The sequence below is a fragment of the Verrucomicrobiota bacterium genome (assembly GCA_039192515.1).
In the GTDB taxonomy this organism is placed as follows: Bacteria; Verrucomicrobiota; Verrucomicrobiia; order Methylacidiphilales; family JBCCWR01; genus JBCCWR01.
In genome coordinates, this window is the sequence record JBCCXA010000002.1 from 44043 (window position 1) to 61344 (window position 17302).

At 42.1% G+C, this 17302-nt stretch carries 15 protein-coding genes; 8 read left to right on the forward strand and 7 right to left on the reverse strand.

Translation table 11 applies throughout. The features are described from left to right. Positions 1 to 30 precede the first annotated feature (30 nt). Positions 31 to 1497, forward strand: a complete 1467-nt coding sequence (gene atpD / locus AAGA18_01645) for a F0F1 ATP synthase subunit beta (protein MEM9444030.1) — start codon at positions 31 to 33, stop codon at positions 1495 to 1497. Positions 1498 to 1510: 13 nt separating this feature from the next. Next, entirely contained in the window at positions 1511 to 1921 is a 411-nt protein-coding gene (atpC, locus tag AAGA18_01650) for an ATP synthase F1 subunit epsilon (GenBank protein MEM9444031.1), read from the forward strand. Between the two features lie 142 nt (positions 1922 to 2063). Here atpC and AAGA18_01655 read toward each other — a convergent pair whose 3' ends face one another. From AAGA18_01655 to AAGA18_01680, 6 genes are all read right to left on the reverse strand, one after another. Further along, positions 2064 to 2519 (reverse strand): cupin domain-containing protein, encoded by a 456-nt coding sequence (locus tag AAGA18_01655; protein ID MEM9444032.1) that lies wholly within the window; start codon positions 2517 to 2519, stop codon positions 2064 to 2066. A gap of 184 nt (positions 2520 to 2703) precedes the next feature. After that, positions 2704 to 3165 (reverse strand): TetR/AcrR family transcriptional regulator, encoded by a 462-nt coding sequence (locus AAGA18_01660; protein MEM9444033.1) that lies wholly within the window; start codon positions 3163 to 3165, stop codon positions 2704 to 2706. A 147-nt stretch (positions 3166 to 3312) separates the two neighbouring features. Then, positions 3313 to 4422 carry an alkene reductase gene (locus AAGA18_01665; GenBank protein MEM9444034.1) on the reverse strand — a complete coding sequence of 370 codons (1110 nt, stop codon included), beginning with the start codon at positions 4420 to 4422 and terminating at the stop codon, positions 3313 to 3315. 29 nt (positions 4423 to 4451) lie between these two features. Then, positions 4452 to 5207 carry an SDR family oxidoreductase gene (locus AAGA18_01670; protein ID MEM9444035.1) on the reverse strand — a complete coding sequence of 252 codons (756 nt, stop codon included), beginning with the start codon at positions 5205 to 5207 and terminating at the stop codon, positions 4452 to 4454. Between the two features lie 322 nt (positions 5208 to 5529). After that, positions 5530 to 6453 carry an SRPBCC family protein gene (locus AAGA18_01675; protein ID MEM9444036.1) on the reverse strand — a complete coding sequence of 308 codons (924 nt, stop codon included), beginning with the start codon at positions 6451 to 6453 and terminating at the stop codon, positions 5530 to 5532. Positions 6454 to 6574: 121 nt separating this feature from the next. Next, positions 6575 to 7732: a pyridoxal phosphate-dependent aminotransferase gene (locus AAGA18_01680; protein MEM9444037.1), complete on the reverse strand. Its 1158-nt coding sequence runs from the start codon at positions 7730 to 7732 to the stop codon at positions 6575 to 6577. 132 nt (positions 7733 to 7864) lie between these two features. Between AAGA18_01680 and AAGA18_01685 the strand changes: the two genes are divergently transcribed. The 6 genes from AAGA18_01685 (at position 7865) to AAGA18_01710 (ending at position 14267) form a co-directional block, all read left to right on the forward strand. After that, on the forward strand, positions 7865 to 8680 hold the full coding sequence (locus AAGA18_01685; protein ID MEM9444038.1) for an SDR family oxidoreductase: 816 nt from the start codon (positions 7865 to 7867) through the stop codon (positions 8678 to 8680). Positions 8681 to 8741: 61 nt separating this feature from the next. Then, positions 8742 to 9098 carry a ribosome-associated translation inhibitor RaiA gene (raiA, locus tag AAGA18_01690; GenBank protein ID MEM9444039.1) on the forward strand — a complete coding sequence of 119 codons (357 nt, stop codon included), beginning with the start codon at positions 8742 to 8744 and terminating at the stop codon, positions 9096 to 9098. A gap of 201 nt (positions 9099 to 9299) precedes the next feature. Continuing rightward, positions 9300 to 10226, forward strand: a complete 927-nt coding sequence (locus AAGA18_01695; protein ID MEM9444040.1) for an ATP-binding cassette domain-containing protein — start codon at positions 9300 to 9302, stop codon at positions 10224 to 10226. A gap of 13 nt (positions 10227 to 10239) precedes the next feature. Further along, positions 10240 to 10992, forward strand: a complete 753-nt coding sequence (locus tag AAGA18_01700; protein ID MEM9444041.1) for an ABC transporter permease subunit — start codon at positions 10240 to 10242, stop codon at positions 10990 to 10992. Between the two features lie 10 nt (positions 10993 to 11002). Further along, a complete protein-coding gene (locus tag AAGA18_01705) occupies positions 11003 to 12487 on the forward strand; it encodes a GldG family protein (GenBank protein MEM9444042.1) in 1485 nt (494 codons plus the stop codon). Between the two features lie 22 nt (positions 12488 to 12509). Continuing rightward, a complete protein-coding gene (locus tag AAGA18_01710) occupies positions 12510 to 14267 on the forward strand; it encodes a DUF4340 domain-containing protein (GenBank protein ID MEM9444043.1) in 1758 nt (585 codons plus the stop codon). A gap of 26 nt (positions 14268 to 14293) precedes the next feature. Here the strand turns inward: AAGA18_01710 and AAGA18_01715 are convergent, their stop codons facing one another. Beyond that, a complete protein-coding gene (locus AAGA18_01715; GenBank protein MEM9444044.1) occupies positions 14294 to 17269 on the reverse strand; it encodes a proline dehydrogenase family protein in 2976 nt (991 codons plus the stop codon). Positions 17270 to 17302 lie beyond the last annotated feature (33 nt).

The following is a 17302-nucleotide window of genomic DNA, read 5'->3' on the forward strand; positions in this document are numbered from 1 at the left end:
TATATATACCATTAGATATTAGGAACAACTATGACGGCAGTAACCAAGAAAACAGCAACAAAGAAGAAGGCAAGCTCATCGACAACTGGAAGCAAGGGAAAGATTGCTCAGGTCATCGGACCCGTAGTAGATGTAGAATTTGATGAGAAGGAGATACCACCTTTGTTTCAGGCGCTGGAGATTAATTTCAAAGTTGAAGGAGAAACAAAAAAAGTTGTTTTAGAAGTTCAACAGCATTTAGGCCAAGGTTGGGTCCGAGGAGTTGCAATGAGCCCCACAGATGGTTTAACGCGCGGGATGGAAGTCATTGATACGGGTGCACCTATTTCAGTTCCTGTAGGAGAGGCAGTGCTGGGTCGTGTATTTAATGTATTGGGTGAGCCCACAGATGAAAGAGGGCCAGTTAAACCTGATAAATTGTATCCTATCCATCGCACAGCTCCACCTTTAACAGAGCAAGATACCAAAGCCCAGGTTCTTGAAACTGGCATAAAAGTAATCGATCTCATCTGTCCCTTTACCAAGGGTGGTAAGGTTGGAGCGTTTGGAGGCGCTGGTGTAGGTAAGACAGTAGTTATCATGGAGCTTATCAATAATATTGCTAAAGCACATGGTGGTTATTCAGTGTTTGCTGGTGTTGGTGAGCGTACTCGTGAGGGTAATGACCTATACGAGGAAATGTCTGAGGCTGGTGTTATAAACCAAAAAGATCTTTCAAAATCTAAAGTAGCGTTGGTTTACGGGCAAATGAACGAGCCACCTGGAGCGCGTATGCGTGTTGCGCTAAGTGGTTTGGCAATGACCGAGTATTTTCGCGACGAGAAAAATCAGGATGTATTGCTTTTTGTAGATAACGTTTTCCGCTTCTCACAAGCGGGGTCGGAGGTGTCCGCACTTCTTGGAAGAACTCCCAGTGCGGTTGGTTATCAGCCAACGCTTGCAACTGAAATGGGTGAGTTGCAAGAGCGTATTACTTCAACTAAGAAAGGCTCTATCACTTCTTTCCAGGCCGTGTATGTTCCGGCTGATGACTTAACTGACCCTGCTCCAGCAAATACTTTTGCTCATTTAGATTCGACTATCGTTCTTGAGCGTTCTATCGCGGAACTTGGTATTTATCCTGCGGTAGATCCATTGGCCTCAACTTCTAACGCGCTAGCTCCTGCTGTTGTTGGAGAAGAGCACTATGCGGTTGCTCGTGGTGTGCAAAACGTTCTTCAGAAATATAAGGACCTCCAGGATATTATTGCGATTCTGGGTATGGATGAGTTATCTCCCGAAGATAAGCAAACAGTATATCGCGCTCGTAAGATTCAGAGATTCTTAAGCCAGCCCTTTCATGTCGCGGAAATTTTTACTGGAGTTTCAGGGCAGTATGTTACTATCAATGATACGATTCAAGGGTTCAAAGAAATCTTAGAAGGTGAGCATGATGATCGCGCAGAAACAGATTTCTACATGAAGGGCAGTATCGATACCATCGGTAGCAAAGATTGATTGAAAATACATCATGGCAGAACTTAAGTTAGAGATTATTACACCTGAAAAAGTAGCCTATTCAGATACTGTCCAATCAGTTGTCTTGCCTGGCACTGAAGGGGAAATGGGGGCTTTGGCTAATCACGTCCCCATGGTTACTATGCTTTCTCCTGGTGACTTACAAGTTTCAAAAGATGGTAAAATAGTTGACCTAGCAGTTGGGGAAGGATTCGTTGAGGTCACAGCTCATCATGTAACAGTTTTAACAGATATGGCCTTGGAAGCTTCTGAAATTGATGAGGACCAAGCACAGAAGGCGATTGAGCGCGCCCAAGAGGCACTAAAGAATGAGCCTGCGGATTCAGATGAAGCTAAGATGCTCATGGCAACTGTCCAAAGAAGCATGGCTCAGCTTAACGTCAAGAAGCGCTGGAGAAAATAGATCTTAGGTTGCAAAGAGAAAGAATTTAGACGGTATCCTACCCTTAATTTTTGTCTTTTCTAGGAGACGCAGAAGGTGCGAAGTTTTTTGGAGTCAATTTCCTGTAGAAAATCACTCAGTGGTTTATCAAGTCTTATTTTAATTACTCAGGCCATTCAGGCGGTTCTGTTGAAGGCAGTCCATCCTCAATAGTCCATTGTTCTAAGGAGCCCTCTTTGCATTGGATAACCAGATGAACTAAGTTATCTTTTCCCGTGTTTCTCCAGCAGCGCATGGCAGATGGAGAAATGCGAACGGCTGATCCTGCAGAAACATCTATGATTTCATTGTCTACTAGCATTTGGCCTTCGCCAGATATAAATATATAGAGTTCTTCGTTTTGCTTGTGGGCATGCATAAAGGGTATGCTTGCTCCAGGTGGTAATAAGTTAAAAGAAATTTCCATACCAGTTAGTCCTAGGTGTTCTTTGAGCCATAATTTTCCTGGGATCTTTCCAGCTATCGGGAGCTCAACTGTATAGTTAATCCAGCTGTCTGGGTGACCTGCATGAATGGCAGTTGCTTTATTATGTTTTTTTATGTCGGATAGATTGCTCATATTTTGTTATTTATTTGATATATCTTGTGGGGTACATTTCTTAGTGACATTAAAGATTTAGGTATCTCATACAATAGCTATTACGTCTCTCGGTTTAAATCATTTCCGAGTTTATTTATTGTATTTTGGAAAATCTCTGGCTCATCCAGAGCCCGACTCATCACTAGTGAGCCTTGAATGGTATTTAATGTATAATAGACCAGTCACTAGATTCTTGAATGGTTAATCCTGCATCCATAGCTATGATGCGAAGTTCATCGATAAGAGCTGAAATAGACTCCTTCAAAATTGCTGCGTGCGTGTAATTATTTAAGTCGTAGCTCATGGAGTCGATTACACAAGGCAGGTGGCCTTGGCAGTAAAAATCTGAAAGTATACACTTAAATGTCTTCAATTTTTCTTCATGATTTAAAGACGTATTTTTGTTTAGAGCAGAAAGCTGTCTTTTTAGATTCTGAGAGGCCTGCTGGATCACAATATTTGCCATGGCTTGTTTACCATCAGGAAAGCGGTGATATAAACTGGCTCGTTGAAGACCTGTTGCCTCTGTTAGTGCGGTCATACTTGCTCCTTCATAGCCTAGTTTTCTGAATACTTCTGAAATTTTAGAAACAAGTTTGTCATCATCGATCTTGAATGTTGGCATAGGATTTTATACTGAACGTTCGGTACAAAATGAACCCTTTTTACTATGTCTTAGTAATTTATCGACTCTCTGTCGCAAATTAAGTGGAACTGTTCTCTCAAAAGTATGTATAAGCATTTAGCGAGTAGACTAAGAGCAAGACATCAATTACGAAGTTTCTGATTCTGCTAGGATAGGGAAATCCGTATAACCAGTAGACCCAGTTGGGCTATACCAGTCTTTCACATCTGCCTCTGGATTAAGAGCTAGGCCTTCTTGATAGCGTCTGATAAGATCTGGATTGCTGATGAAAGGTCGACCGATTGCAATCATATCTGCATGTCCGTCTGCTACAGCTGCCGTTGCTGTTTGTAAATCGTAGCCGCAGTTTCCCATCAACGGTCCATTAAAAACTTTCCGTAAATCCCTTAAAGTCATGGCTTCTCCTAGCTCATGGAAGCCAAAGCCTAAACCATCCATGACATGTAGATAGGCCAAATGATATTGGTTGAGCTGCTCGGCAACATAGGCAAATTGCTCATGATAATCTTCAGATCCCATGTCATTAAATACTCCGTTTGGGGAGATTCGGACTCCCACGCGATTGGATGGCCAAATCTGCATGACAGCTTTGACAATCTCATCTAAAAATCGGTAACGATTCTCTTTACTACCACCATATTGATCTGTGCGATGGTTTGTTTTGGCTTGTAAAAATTCATCAACTAGATACCCATTTGCTGCATGGATTTCGACTCCATCAAAGCCGGCTTTCTTAGCACTTTCCGAAGCATTTCGATAATCTTCAACGATCCCAGGTATTTCATCTGTTTCTAATGCCCTTGGGGTTTCGGGGGTTTCTTTACCCTTAGGGGTATGCACATACTCCTGATTCATTTTTATAGCAGATGGTGCCACTGGCGGGTTCCCATGATGAAAACTACTGTGCGATGCTCTTCCGCAATGCCATAATTGCATAAAGATTTTTCCATTCTTTTTATGCACTGCATCAACTACCTGCTTCCATCCATCAGTCATTTGGTCAGTATAGATTCCTGGTGATTGCACCCAGCCATTAGCTTGTGGGGATATGGTCGTTGCTTCTGTGATGAGAAGGCCTGTGTCTGCCCTTTGTGCATAGTATTTGGCCATTAAGGAATTCGCTACTCTAGATTCTCCAGCCCGTGCTCGAGTCATAGGGGCCATGGCCACTCTATTAGCTAGTTCAAGATCATTTAGTTTATAAGGATTTAATAGTTGTGATGTATTTGTATTCATAATGCGCGTTAAATATAGATTTTGGGAAATTATTGGGCGGTCCATCCACCGTCTACCGAGAGGCTGTGACCAGTAACAAAGCTTGAGGTATCCCCAGCTAGCCAGAGAACGGCATCGGAAACCTCATTGACTTTTCCGCTTCTCCCAATCGGATGAAAGCTATTCATGTATTCTCTTTGTTCGCCTTCCTTTCCGGCAAATCGATCTGCCATGTCAGTGTCAATAAGCCCAGGGGCTATGGCATTCACTCTAAGGCCTTCTTTTGCATACTCTAAAGCGGCTACTTTGGTAAGTCCTTCTACCGCATGCTTGCTTGCTACATAGATTGAGACTCCCGCAATCCCTACCTTACCCGCAACGCTGGAAACATTGATAATGGAACCTCCTCCATTCTCTAGCATTACGGGAATCTGGTATTTCATGGAAGCTAGCACGCCCCAGACATTGATATCAAAAATTCTGCGATAATCAGCCTCCTGAACTTCAGGAATAGGGCCGGCAATTTCTACCCCAGCATTGTTTAACGCAATGTCCAATCTGCCAAATTTTGAAACGGTCTCCTCTACACTATCTTTGATCTGGTCTTCTTGGAGTACATCAGATTTAACAAAAAGCGCCTCACCGCCAACGTCCTGAACTAACTTAACTGTTTCTAGTCCTTCATTCTCGCGGCGTCCTGTGACGACTACTTGTGCGCCCGCTTGCGCTAAAGTGATGGCTGAGGCTCTGCCAATTCCAGATGTGCCTCCGGTAATGAGTGCGGTTTTTCCCTCAAGTGTTTTCATCGTATGTGTATCTCATTAAAGATTAATATAATTGACTGGTTGTCTACTTATTAACTGCCTAAAAATAGAAGTGGTTTCTTTTGTATGGATTCCCGATTAATTCTTCTTTGAATTTTTTTTGCTTTTATAGCGGCAGTATGACTGCCGTCTACACTAAAGTTGCTCTTCGAAATGATATCCAAAGGGCCGTAGGTTGCTTGATATGACTTAATTAATGAGTTTCTTTGGACGGTTATCATGACATGAACATAATAATAGTATACTAATTAGTCAACTATTTATTTTAAAAAATAATTTATAAGCCATATTCTCGTTAGTATCTCTACTTGATAGGAAAGTGGACCTTAGTAATGAGGGCATTCTCTGCCGTATTCTTGGGGCTATTCTCATAAATTTCAAATGGATGAATGTTGGTTTTCTGTTTGAGAATACGAGATTGCGAACGCATCATCACTGCGGACCAGGCATTCCCGATATGCCGATAAGGTCCCTTGTGCTTCACAGTGTATACTTGGCAGCTTGGAATTTTTCCCATAGTGAAATCCTGTGGTATGGAGCTAGTTTCCTGACTAAGAGGAAATCCTACAGTGTAGTTGCATGTTGCATTTACGATGTCCCATTTGTGGTAGATGGAAAAAGCTTTCACATCTTGCTGTATGCTTAATTCCTTGGATAGTGTGTTTAGTTTTTCAAAATCCTTCTCCATTTCTTTAGCTATTTCTTGGATTGGGCTTTGCTTACGAATACCGATGTAGGAAAAGCCTGGAAATATTTCTTCTCCGATAAAAGTTAGGGCAGTGGAAACACTGCCTTTTTCTAAGTAATCTTTAAGCATGTTCAGACCTCGTAAATAATCCATACCTACAGAGGCTCGCATCATTGGTTTCATCCAAAATAGAAAAATGGGAAGTGAACCATAAAGGGTCCAAGTAATCTTGATGTAATTATCCACTGGTTCCAGGCGAAGGGTTACTTCAGATGACGATTTGAAGGGTTTTACAAAGGATATTTGGTATCGGATGATATGAGGCTTCTCTTCACTGGTGATTTTTATATCTCCTGTGCCAATGACTGATCCATCCCACGTGTAACTATTTCCATCTGAGGCATAGTCAAGCTGACAGTCAGGCTCAACAATGATCCAAGGAGACCAGGCTGGCCATTGTTTGAAGTCTCGGAGAGTGTCATAGACATTCTCTTGTGAGGTATCTACGAGAATTGATTTGCTAACGATAAAAGAAGGCATACTTCATCATCATCATTCCAGTTGTCATGGTCAAGTTGTAGAATTTATAGAGCGCTTCGCACAAAATGAAAAAGGGCAGATATATAACCTGCCCTTACAATATAAAAAGCCGCTTAATCTCTTAGGCGCAGAAGTCTGCTAATCTGTCTAACCCCTTTTCAATGTCATCATTGCTGCAAGCGTAAGATAGGCGCACTGTATTGTCATCGCCGAACGCAGCACCTGGCACAACGGCCACTTGTTTGCTTTCCAGGAGTCTTTCAGCAAAATCTGTGGATGCCATATTCATCTCAGAAATATCTACCATGACATAAAAAGCACCTTGAGGTTTAACATAGCTTAGGGCATTAATACTATCTAGTTTCTGGCACATTAACTTGCGTCTTGCGTCGTAAGTTGTTCTCATTTCATCCACACAATCTTGGGGACTTTTGAGAGCTGCCCATCCCCCACGTTGGGCAAATGAGGTTGGATTGGAAGTCGTATGGCTTTGCATTGAGTTGATTGCACGCGCTAGCTCCGTTGGTGCAGCGAGGTAGCCGAGTCTCCAGCCTGTCATGGCATATGCCTTACTGAAGCCGTTTACCACTATGGTGTTATCATACACTTGTTTACTAAAGCTAGCGAGCGAGACATGCTTGCAATCGTCATAGACTAGTTTTTCATAGATTTCGTCAGAAAGAATCAAGATCTCCTCATCGAGTGCTACTTCAGCAAGTGCAGCGAGTTCATTCTCTGTATAGACTGTCCCCGTGGGATTCCCGGGGGAATTGATAATTACCATTTTGGTGAGCGGGCTCATGTGTTCCAAAAATTGGTCAGGTGTAAGCTTGTAAGCATTTTCTCTGTTTGTAGGAACAATGATAGGCTCTCCTCCTGCAACCCGTACCATTTCTGGATAGCTCAACCAATAAGGTGCAGGAATAAGAACTTCGTCTCCCGGATTAATAGTGGCCAGCAGGGCATTAAAAACAGAGTGCTTGGCGCCGCAACTGACAATGATTTGATGTGGTTCATAATCAAGGGCGTTATCTGTGTGCAATTTATCTGCGATGGCCTCACGCAGTTCGGGAATACCTGATGCGGGCGTATATTTTGTGAATCCGGCATCAATAGCACCCATAGCGGCTGCTTTGATATGCTCTGGGGTATCGAAATCTGGTTCTCCAGCTCCAAATCCTATCACATCCTCGCCACTAGCTTTGAGGGCTTTGGCTTTGGCAGATATGGCTAAGGACACTGACGGGGTCAAAGTCTTTACTCTGTCGGCTATTTCCATAAGTGATCCGTTATAGGTTAGGAAGTCGAGTTCGGCTAGCTCTTTATTAAATAAAACTCGCGATTCATATTTTGAGGATTTTGGAGTGTTCTATGCTTGTCTCATAGATCAAGATGATGCTCAATGGGCCGGATGAGTGAGCCTTATGTTTTAGTTACAGGTGCGAGTAGCGGTTTAGGGGTTGGGTTTGCCCGAGCCTATGCGAAAAAGGGTAGATCCTTGGTTCTTACTGCTAGAAGGGAGGATCGGCTAAAGGCGCTAGCGGGAGACTTATTGTCAGATCGAGTCAAAGTTGAGACAGTGTCTATGGACTTGGCCGAAGTTGGTGCCGCAGCGAGGTTGCGCAAAGTTTGTCGAGAAAAAGGCTGGTGGATTGATGGAGTGGTTAATAATGCGGGTTTGGGTTTTCAAATTGATTTAAGGGATCTTTCGAATGATCAGGTTTTGCGCATGATGCAGGTGAATGTTGTGGCATTTACTGAAATGATGCAGTTGTTTTTACCTGAAATGACTGCGCGTAAACGCGGATTTATACTTAACGTAGCTTCTACCGCAGGTTTTTCTCCTGTGCCTCATTTTTCTGTTTACGCAGCAACCAAAGCCTATGTCATATCGTTATCAGAGGCGGTTCATGAAGAAATGAAGACCCGTGGAGTAAAGGTTTGTTGTTTATGTCCTGGACCGGTTGATACTGAATTTCAACAAGCAGCCGGCGTTGATCCACGTTTTTTTGCGGCAACACAAGCGGTAGAACCGGTGGTCGAAAAAGGGCTAGCTTTGGTTGAAAAGGGTGCTGCTCTCGGCTGGAGCTCACTTTACCAACGGGTGTCTTCCTTGGCTATGGAATTAGCTCCGCGGGGGTTGAGAAGATGGGTAATTGGCCAAGTTATGAAGGCCTGTTTGCGTAAGGAGGCTGAGCGCAAAGCTGTGTTGAAAAATAAGCTCTAGGTAAGGCTGTATAGGCGCGAATAAAATGGACGTGCTGTTTAGTTAGGTTAAGATAACAGTTATGCGTATTCACTTAAGTGCACATGGTCTAAAATTAACTGCTAAATTAAATGCCTTCGTAGCTGATAAACTCTCGCATGTAGAGCACCTGACGGATGATATTATTGGTGCTCACGTGGTTCTAGTTCATGACGAAGGTGCGAAAGCCCCAACAAAACAGTATGGTGTTAAAGTGCATCTTGGAGTGCCAGGACCTGACATTCATCTCGAGCAGTATGACCGAGACCTCCTAGCAGCAACTGATAAAATAGTAGACAAGTTAGCTAGACAGCTTCGTAAGCGTAAGACTAAACTCAAAGAAAAGGGTCGTCACAAACTTCAGAAGAAAAAAGAAAGAGATAAAAAATTCGGATCTTAGCGTATTTTACTAGCATTAATTTGAATTTCTTGTGGACAATCTGAGTCCAAAACTATCTTCACAAAAGGTTCTTTGTAATAGCTGTATTCATCAATGTCAAAATAGCAGATGCGACATGCTTGACATGTGATAGATGGTTTTTACCTTTGTGCTTATTTAATGATGCTTCAAAGTGAGAGTTTTCATTAATAGAGTTTTTCTATGATAGAAGTTGAGCACCTAACAAAAAAATATGCCGGGGTTGAAGCAGTCCGGAATATCAGTTTTCATGTTGAGAAAGGTGAAATTGTAGGATTCTTAGGACCAAATGGGGCGGGTAAAAGTACGACCATGAGGATTCTAGCAGGTTATCTGCCGGCTAGTTCAGGGAATGTTAAGGTCGCTGAATGTGATCTCCTTACTCAGTCTCTGGAGTTGAGAAAAAAAATAGGCTATATGCCCGAAAATGTTCCTTTGTATAAGGATATGAGCGTCCAGGATTTTCTGTCCTATCGAGCAGCTTTAAAAGGAGTGCGTAGAAAACAGTTGCGTTCATCTGTTAATGATGCCATGGATCGCTGCGCGGTTGCTGATGTTAGAAAGAAGCATATTGCTAAGCTGTCTAGGGGATTTAGACAAAGGGTAGCCCTTGCAGATGCTCTTGTGCATGATCCTGAATTATTAATTTTAGACGAGCCAACAGCCGGTTTGGATCCTAAACAGATTCGCTCTGTTAGAGACTTAATCAAGGAACTGGGAACAGATCATACTATTTTACTTTCTACGCATATTCTTTCAGAGGTAGAAGCTATGTGCAGTCGAGCCATTATTATTAACAAAGGCAAAATTGAAGCCTCAGACTCCATACAAAACTTGCAAGCCAAGGTGGAAGGTGGTGCCTTAATTTTAGAAATTAAGACAAATAAGGAGAGTGCTCTCAGAGCTTTGAATGCATTAGAGGCAGTGGCTGTCACCAATGTTTTACAAGACAGCGAAGGTTGGCTGAAATTAGAGTGTCTAATAAAACCGGGTAAAGAAATACGCGGACCTGTGGATCAGCTTATAAAAGATAAGAATTGGGACCTAAGAGAATTTCGCATGATCAAGGCAAGCCTGGAAGATGTTTTTGTGGAGCTAACAGAAGAATGATGGAGTTTGCTAAGTGAGTGCTGCCTTTTGGGTTCAGCTAAGACGCGAGTTAAGTGCTTTTCTGTTCTCTCCTTTAGCTTATGTTTTGTTGTTCCTATTTTCATTAGTCACAGCGGCCATTTTTTGGGTCAATGTTCTTGAGGTCGCTAGAGGGCCTCAGCTCTATGGAATTATGCAGAGGTTTTTTCTCTCGGCTTTTTACTGGTTTTGTATTGTGACACTTATACCAGTTATTACGATGAGACTTTTCTCTGAGGAATACCGAGCGGGCACTATTGAAATGTTACTTACAGCCCCTGTTTTGGAATGGGATATTGTGTTGGCGAAATTTTTCGCAGGTGTTTTTATGTATATTTTGCTTTGGGCGCCGACAGCTATCTATTTCTTAGCCTTTCAGGTAATTACAGATTTTACTATCCCTGTTCAATGGGCCGCTCTGGGGCTCTGCTATTTGATGGTTTTATTGATTGGTATGTTTTATGTCTCTGTCGGAGTATTTGCTTCGTCCCTAAGTTCTAATCAGATCATTTCTGCCGTCATTACTTTCACCTTCATTAGCTTGATGCTTTTTCTTCCTAGTGCGTTCACTCAAGATGCAGACGCTGATAAAATAAACCAAGTACGTTACTTTTTTTCCCCTTATCATATGTGGGAATTTGCCAGGGGAACCTTTGACACGAGGCCTGTGATCTTTCACCTGTCTGGAACCATGCTATTCCTGACATTGACTTATGGTAATTTAATTTCGCGAAAATTTAAGTCATAGAAAGGTCAGTATGGCTAAGAAAAATCAAAAATTTTACTCGAAATTGAATTACGGCATCGTGATGGTGGCGGTCCTTTTTATTTTTCTTTCTGTCAACTCTCTGAGCATAAAAAGATATTACCGTATGCATATGGGGTTGAATAACACTGCTGAGGTTTCAGAAATTACCCAGAAGCTATTAAAAAATCTTCCAGGTCAAGTGCAGATTACTTTTTACATAGCATTTGAGGCTGATCCAGTGGCTCAGATTGTGCGGCCTGGACTAGAGCGTTTAGTTGAAGAATATCGTTATCTTGCAGGTGATAGTATAAAGCTAACTTGGATAGATCCGTATGTGAATCAACAGAAAGCATTGCAATTGGTTGACGAGTTTAGTCTCGATACGAATGAAGATGTAATCATCGTGCAATATGATGGAAAATATAGAGTATTAAGAATCATGGATATGGCAGAAGTACAAATGGGTAATGTCTATGATGGACAAATTCCTAGGCTGTTATCTTTCAAAGGCGAGCAGCTATTGTCCTCGGCTATATATGGGCTCATTTCAGGCCCAGAACGTCAGGCCTATTTCACTACGGGGCATGGTGAATATGATCCACTTAGCACAAGCGAAGATCCTCGTGGTTATTCTATGCTTACTTCTTATATTAGAAGGCAGAATGTGGAAATTCAAAAAATTGCTTTATCTCAGGTGCATGAAATTCCAGAGAATGCAGATTTGTTAGTGATAGCGGGTCCTAAAGCGCCATTTCAGCCCTTTGAAATCGATAGTATAAAGGCTTATCTAAATCGTGGGGGAGATAAACCTGGTAGGCTTATTTTGTTGTTAGACCCACAAAGTCACTCAGGTATGGAAGAGTTACTCACGGCCTACGGAGTCAAATTCAGTAACGATATGGTTATGAGAGAAATCACTTTGTTAGGAGAGCCTCGTATTTTGGTTGATGGAAGAGTTTCTGAATATGCTGACCATCCTGCAACCTCTTGGATAGGCGACTATGTAGAAAATATTTCCTTAGGTATTTCCCAGTCTTTGGAAGTTGGACAAGGCCTGGTACGAGAAAATCTAACTGTAACAGAATTATTGAAGACATCTGCTGCTTTTTGGGGAGAAACAAATCCTAGGGAAGAGCCCTTAGGCTACCAAGAAGAGCGAGATAAGAAGGGGCCCTTAACGCTAGCGGTGCTCGTGGATGCCGGGAGTGTTTCAGGTGGTGAGGTGCAACTTAATGAAATGAAAGCTTTGGCTATGGGCAGTGCTGGTTTTTTAGTGAATCAGAATTTATCAAAAAATATTTATAACGTGGATTTATTTCTAAATGCGATGAATTGGATGCTAGGAAAAGAGGAGTTACTAGGGATAGCACCTAAAACTCCAGAAGAGTTTACAGTCGAATTGACACCAACCCAGTATTCTATGCTATTTGTTGCACTAGCAATCGTGGTGCTGGGATCGGGTGGTATAGGAATGCTTATCTGGCTGCGGCGTTGAGTCAGGTTTTCTAGGAAAAGTAATGAGTCCAAGAATAACGATCATTTTGGTGCTATTGGCTACTGCTCTACTCTGCTACTTGTATTTTTTCGAAAAAGATAGTGCTGGCACTCAAGAGAAAAAGGAAAGACATGAGCGTGTGTTTCCTATAACTGGCTCAGGAACTATAAGTCGAATAGACGTGACGAATCAATACGGGGGATTCTCTTTCATTCGAGAAGCCAGGAATGCATGGCTAATAGAGAGACCTGTGGATTATCCAGCATCACGACTCGCGATGGATGCGTTATTATCAGAGATTGATTTTGCTCGCAGAATGACGACTTTGGATAAAGAGCAGTTAATAGACTATGCCAAAGCTTTAGAAGAATATGGATTAAGTGCAGCGAGTTATAAAATTAAGGTGATTTCAAATAATCAATTTTATGAATTATCTATTGGTAAGGAAACTGCCAGAGAAGGCCATTTTTATGCTTTGGTAACCTCTAAAAAAAGTGAAGATGTAATCGTTATTAGCAAGACTCTTTTAGACAGGGTAAACAAAGATTTGGATCAGTGGAGAAGCCGAAGTATCTTTGATATTAATAGTGATTTTATTCAAGCACTGACCTTAAAAGATGAAGGCCAAGAATTAACTATCTCAAAAATTCAGAATAATTGGAGGGTGGATAGGCCCCTAGCTATTGAAGCTGATGACCTTAAGGTTAAAGAATATCTAAGTGCTCTAAACGCAGCTAAGATAGAGAGTTTTCTCTCGCAAGAAAAAGGACAGGCTGTAGATGCTGGACTCACTGCAGCAAAATTAGCTCTGCAGATAGAAGATCATCAAGGTGCTAAACAGATTTTATGGATAGGAAATTCTGTTCCTGAAATGGAGGAACTCTTATACGCTAAACTTGAGGGAAATGATCTTATCTTTACGGTTCATGTTAATTTCATGGATATGGTTACTGGACTTTTGGATAAAGTGCGAGATAGAAGGCTTCTGCCAATAGATGATATTAGAAATATCTACCAAGTGAAAATGGAATTAGAAGGACAAGTGGCTTTTGAGCTTAAGCGCGAAGAAGAATCATCTAACTGGTGGGTTGAGAATATAGCGAGCACGGCAGAAAGATCGGAAGTGATAAAATGGCTTAAATCTCTCCGGAAGATCCAAGCACTAGAATTTCATGAGCCCGGTCTAGGACAAGGCGTCATAGCAGAAAGTATTCTAACAATTGTTAGTAAAGAAGAGGAGGGGTGGGTTGATAGTGTGATCGAGTTTAGTGTGGAGCAAAATTTGTTAGTGAGGGCATGGAATACTTCTATGCCATATTCAGTTAGTATTGGGTCAGATTTTATGAATGCTTATTTGAATAAGCGCTCCTGGAATTTTCTAAGCAAAGGATTAATAGATCAAAGTGAAAATAATTGGCAATCTATTACCTGGAGGGTTAGAGGTGATGTAAATAAGCTTGTTAAGATTGATGAATTTTGGAAGAGCGAACGAGGTGAAATTGACAATGATGCTTTGCAATATGTTCTAGATAGGCTTGTTCATTTGAAAGCGAGGAGCTGGTTGGGCCCAGTAGATAAGAAATTATTTGAAGACTCGGAAACTATTATTGAAATAGCTTTTAAAAATGATGAGGTAATGGTCTTACGCATTGGAAAAACAATACAAAACGGAATGGTGATGTGTTCCATCGAAGGCAATCCTTTTGCTTTTGCTATTACAAGTGGGTTGAGAAGCGATCTGGAAAAATATCCGATTAAACAAGTTGAATATCAGCCATAGCTTTAGCCTGTCATTAAATGCAAGAGTTAAGATTCTGGAGTGAATCCCCTTCGCATAGTATTCTCGGTAATAGTTTTAGGTTGCATAAAATGCAAAAGATAGTCAGGCCCTCCAGCTTTTGTTCCACCTCCAGACATTTTAAATCCGCCAAAAGCTTGCCTTCCCACTAGAGCTCCGGTACATCCTCGATTAAGATATAAATTACCAGCTTGAAGTTCATGTCGTGCTCGCTCAAGGCGATGTGGGCTTCTGCTGAATATACCAGCAGTCAAAGCAAAACGTGTTGAATTGGCATACTCGATTGCTTGATCAAAGTCATTAGCTTTCATTACGGCCAGTAATGGTCCAAAAACTTCTTCTTGTGCGATGCGATTTTCAGGTGAGATTTGATCTACAATCATGATCGGAACAAAATAGCCTTGGAAACGAGTTGGGGTCTTACTTTTGTAAATGAGGTGGCCTTCCTTTTGAGCGAGTTTCTGAAAATCTAGAATTGTCTTTTGAGCCTGAGCATCAATGACAGCCCCTAATGTATAAGACGGGTATTCAGCGGGGCCTATGGCCAAATCTCTTGCAGCTTTAGCAAGCCTCTCAATTAGCGCTTCATAGATAGTTTCTAAAACTATGAGGCGTGAGCATGCAGAGCATTTTTGACCTTGGAAGGCAAAGGCAGAGTCTAGGATCGCTGGAATGGCTTGGTCTAGATCTGCATCGTCATCTACAATGATTGCATTTTTACCTCCCATTTCACAGAGGACTCTTTTGAGGTGCTCTTGGTTCGGTTGTATAACGGAGGCTTTTTGTTGAATGCGCAACCCGGTTTGGAGAGAGCCTGTAAAAGCAATGAGATGGATGTCGGTGTGTTCTACTAGATAGTCTCCTATTTCATGGCCGTAGCCTGGAACGAAATGTAAAGCTTCTTTAGGTATACCAGCAGCATAGAGGTATTTTACTAAAAGGTATGCAGTGATGGGGCTTCTTTCTGAAGGTTTGAAGACAACTGTATTGCCAGTTGCTAAGGCTGCTGCGGTCATGCCACAAGAAATGGCTATGGGGAAATTCCATGGAGCAATGACAGCACAAACTCCTAGAGGGTAGTATTGGTAATCATTTGTTTCGCCAGGAACTAGATTGTGTTCTTGCACTTTAGCAAGACGAAGCATCTCGTTGCTATAGTATTCAAGAAAGTCAATGGCTTCCGTGATATCAGCATAAGCTTGTGACCACTGTTTTCCTACCTCGAGGACTTCCCAAGCTGCTAGCTTGTAAACATCCTGGCGCATGAGCTCAGCTGCTCTACGCAAGATTTTTATTCTCTGTAGAGGAGATCTTCTCGACCAAGTGGGAAAGTAATTTTTAGCTGTTGAAATGGCCTTATCAGTGAGGTTAGATGTGGCTGTGCTAGAGCTACCGATGGCTTCCTCAGTGTTATTAGGATTTAGGATCGTAATAACCCTTCGGGTTTTAATCTCTTTGCCACCAATGATGAGAGGACAATGTAGACCTAGCTTATTACGAACGTCCTGTATGGCTTGAGTAAACTTATGACGTGTCTTGAGAAAAATGAAATCAGCAAGAGGTTCATTACGGAAGCTTGAGCTCCTTGCTTCTGTAGTTGGTCCAGGGTTTGTTGGTATGTTGGTCTTAGGACTGGCTAGTAATTGTTTTGTGTCGAGTTGCTTAGAGAAGCTGTTACGTAAAAAGGATTCGTTAGATGTATTTTCCAGGAGGCGCCGCACAAGATATGCCATTCCTGGTATGACCTCTCCAAATGGGCAATAGAGTCGGACTTGGCCCGCCTCATCCAATATAGCCTTGCGAACTGGTTCAGCCATGCCATAGAGCACTTGAAATTCATAGCGACTGGCTGGCACTCCTAGATGCTTGGCCATTTCAAGGACTGCTGCAATGCTTCTGATATTGTGTGAGCCACAGTCGAGGCGGACATGCTTATGATTCATGAGAATGATCTGAGCTATTTTCTCGAAAGCATAGTCTGTCTCTGCTTTATGCCGGAATACTGGGGACTGCCAACCCTGTTGTTGTGCATACACGGTTTCAAAATCCCAGTAGGCTCCCTTTACTAGGCGAATGGAAAAAGCAACGTTTTCTGATCTAGCCCATTCCATGAGCAAATTTACATCCTCTTCGGTATCTTTGAGGTAAGCTTGTAAGGCTAGACCTAAGTGAGGGTAATCACGGAATTGAGGGTGAGTGCGTAGTCTTCGAAAGACTTCTAGAGTAACATCTTTGTATTCGTAGGACTCCATATCCAAACACATAAAGGCATTGGTCTTGATCGCTTGTTCAAAAATGCACTCCATTCGTTTAAGAATGGCTTGAACCGAGTTTTCGAAATCTATGGCATGACATTGTGAATAAAGGGCGGTTGCTTTAACTGCGATATGAACTTTGGGGCTATATCCGTAGTCAAGAGAGGCTGGTGATGAACCGCTAGGCAAGGACAGCCATTTATTCTCTTGCTTGTGTAGATTGGTTAAAAGAGCTAGGTAGGTCTGCATATAAGTCTCAGCCTCTTGCTCATTAACTGTGGCCTCGCCAAGGACATCTACAATAAACGTATACCCGTGGTCACGTAAACTACTCAAGCGTCTGATAGAGGGTTCAATTGTCTCGCCAATGATAAACTGCCGCGACATACTTTTCATTTGGTTTTCCATTGCTATGCTTATGATTTTACCTCCGATAGCACCTCCAAAGTTGGATATTCGGGAACCCCATTTCACAGGTTTTGGAATTGTAGAATCCTCGATATCGAAGTATTCCTGAATGTGGCGGACTAGCTGCTTAGAATTTTTTAGGCTCGGAAAGACGTCGACAAAACGAAGTAGCTGCACTTTAAAAGACTCGTTTTGCATGGACCAATCCATGAGTTTACCGTTCCAAGTAGAAGTATCGAATAGGGAGGGAGTTTGATCACGTATAGTGTCAAAAATCTTTTTGCCACGTCTGTAGATAGCGCTTTCAAGATTCTCTATCATGGGCTTAATGCCTGTAAAGGTAAAAGATATCCA

Coding starts and splice junctions, on each gene's coding strand:
- atpD (MEM9444030.1), top strand. CDS start 31: ATGACGGCAGTAACCAAGAAAACAGCAACAAAGAAGAAGGCAAGCTCA.
- atpC (MEM9444031.1), top strand. CDS start 1,511: ATGGCAGAACTTAAGTTAGAGATTATTACACCTGAAAAAGTAGCCTAT.
- AAGA18_01655 (MEM9444032.1), bottom strand. CDS start 2,519: ATGAGCAATCTATCCGACATAAAAAAACATAATAAAGCAACTGCCATT.
- AAGA18_01660 (MEM9444033.1), bottom strand. CDS start 3,165: ATGCCAACATTCAAGATCGATGATGACAAACTTGTTTCTAAAATTTCA.
- AAGA18_01665 (MEM9444034.1), bottom strand. CDS start 4,422: ATGAATACAAATACATCACAACTATTAAATCCTTATAAACTAAATGAT.
- AAGA18_01670 (MEM9444035.1), bottom strand. CDS start 5,207: ATGAAAACACTTGAGGGAAAAACCGCACTCATTACCGGAGGCACATCT.
- AAGA18_01675 (MEM9444036.1), bottom strand. CDS start 6,453: ATGCCTTCTTTTATCGTTAGCAAATCAATTCTCGTAGATACCTCACAA.
- AAGA18_01680 (MEM9444037.1), bottom strand. CDS start 7,732: ATGGAAATAGCCGACAGAGTAAAGACTTTGACCCCGTCAGTGTCCTTA.
- AAGA18_01685 (MEM9444038.1), top strand. CDS start 7,865: ATGAGTGAGCCTTATGTTTTAGTTACAGGTGCGAGTAGCGGTTTAGGG.
- raiA (MEM9444039.1), top strand. CDS start 8,742: ATGCGTATTCACTTAAGTGCACATGGTCTAAAATTAACTGCTAAATTA.
- AAGA18_01695 (MEM9444040.1), top strand. CDS start 9,300: ATGATAGAAGTTGAGCACCTAACAAAAAAATATGCCGGGGTTGAAGCA.
- AAGA18_01705 (MEM9444042.1), top strand. CDS start 11,003: ATGGCTAAGAAAAATCAAAAATTTTACTCGAAATTGAATTACGGCATC.
- AAGA18_01710 (MEM9444043.1), top strand. CDS start 12,510: ATGAGTCCAAGAATAACGATCATTTTGGTGCTATTGGCTACTGCTCTA.
- AAGA18_01715 (MEM9444044.1), bottom strand. CDS start 17,269: ATGATAGAGAATCTTGAAAGCGCTATCTACAGACGTGGCAAAAAGATT.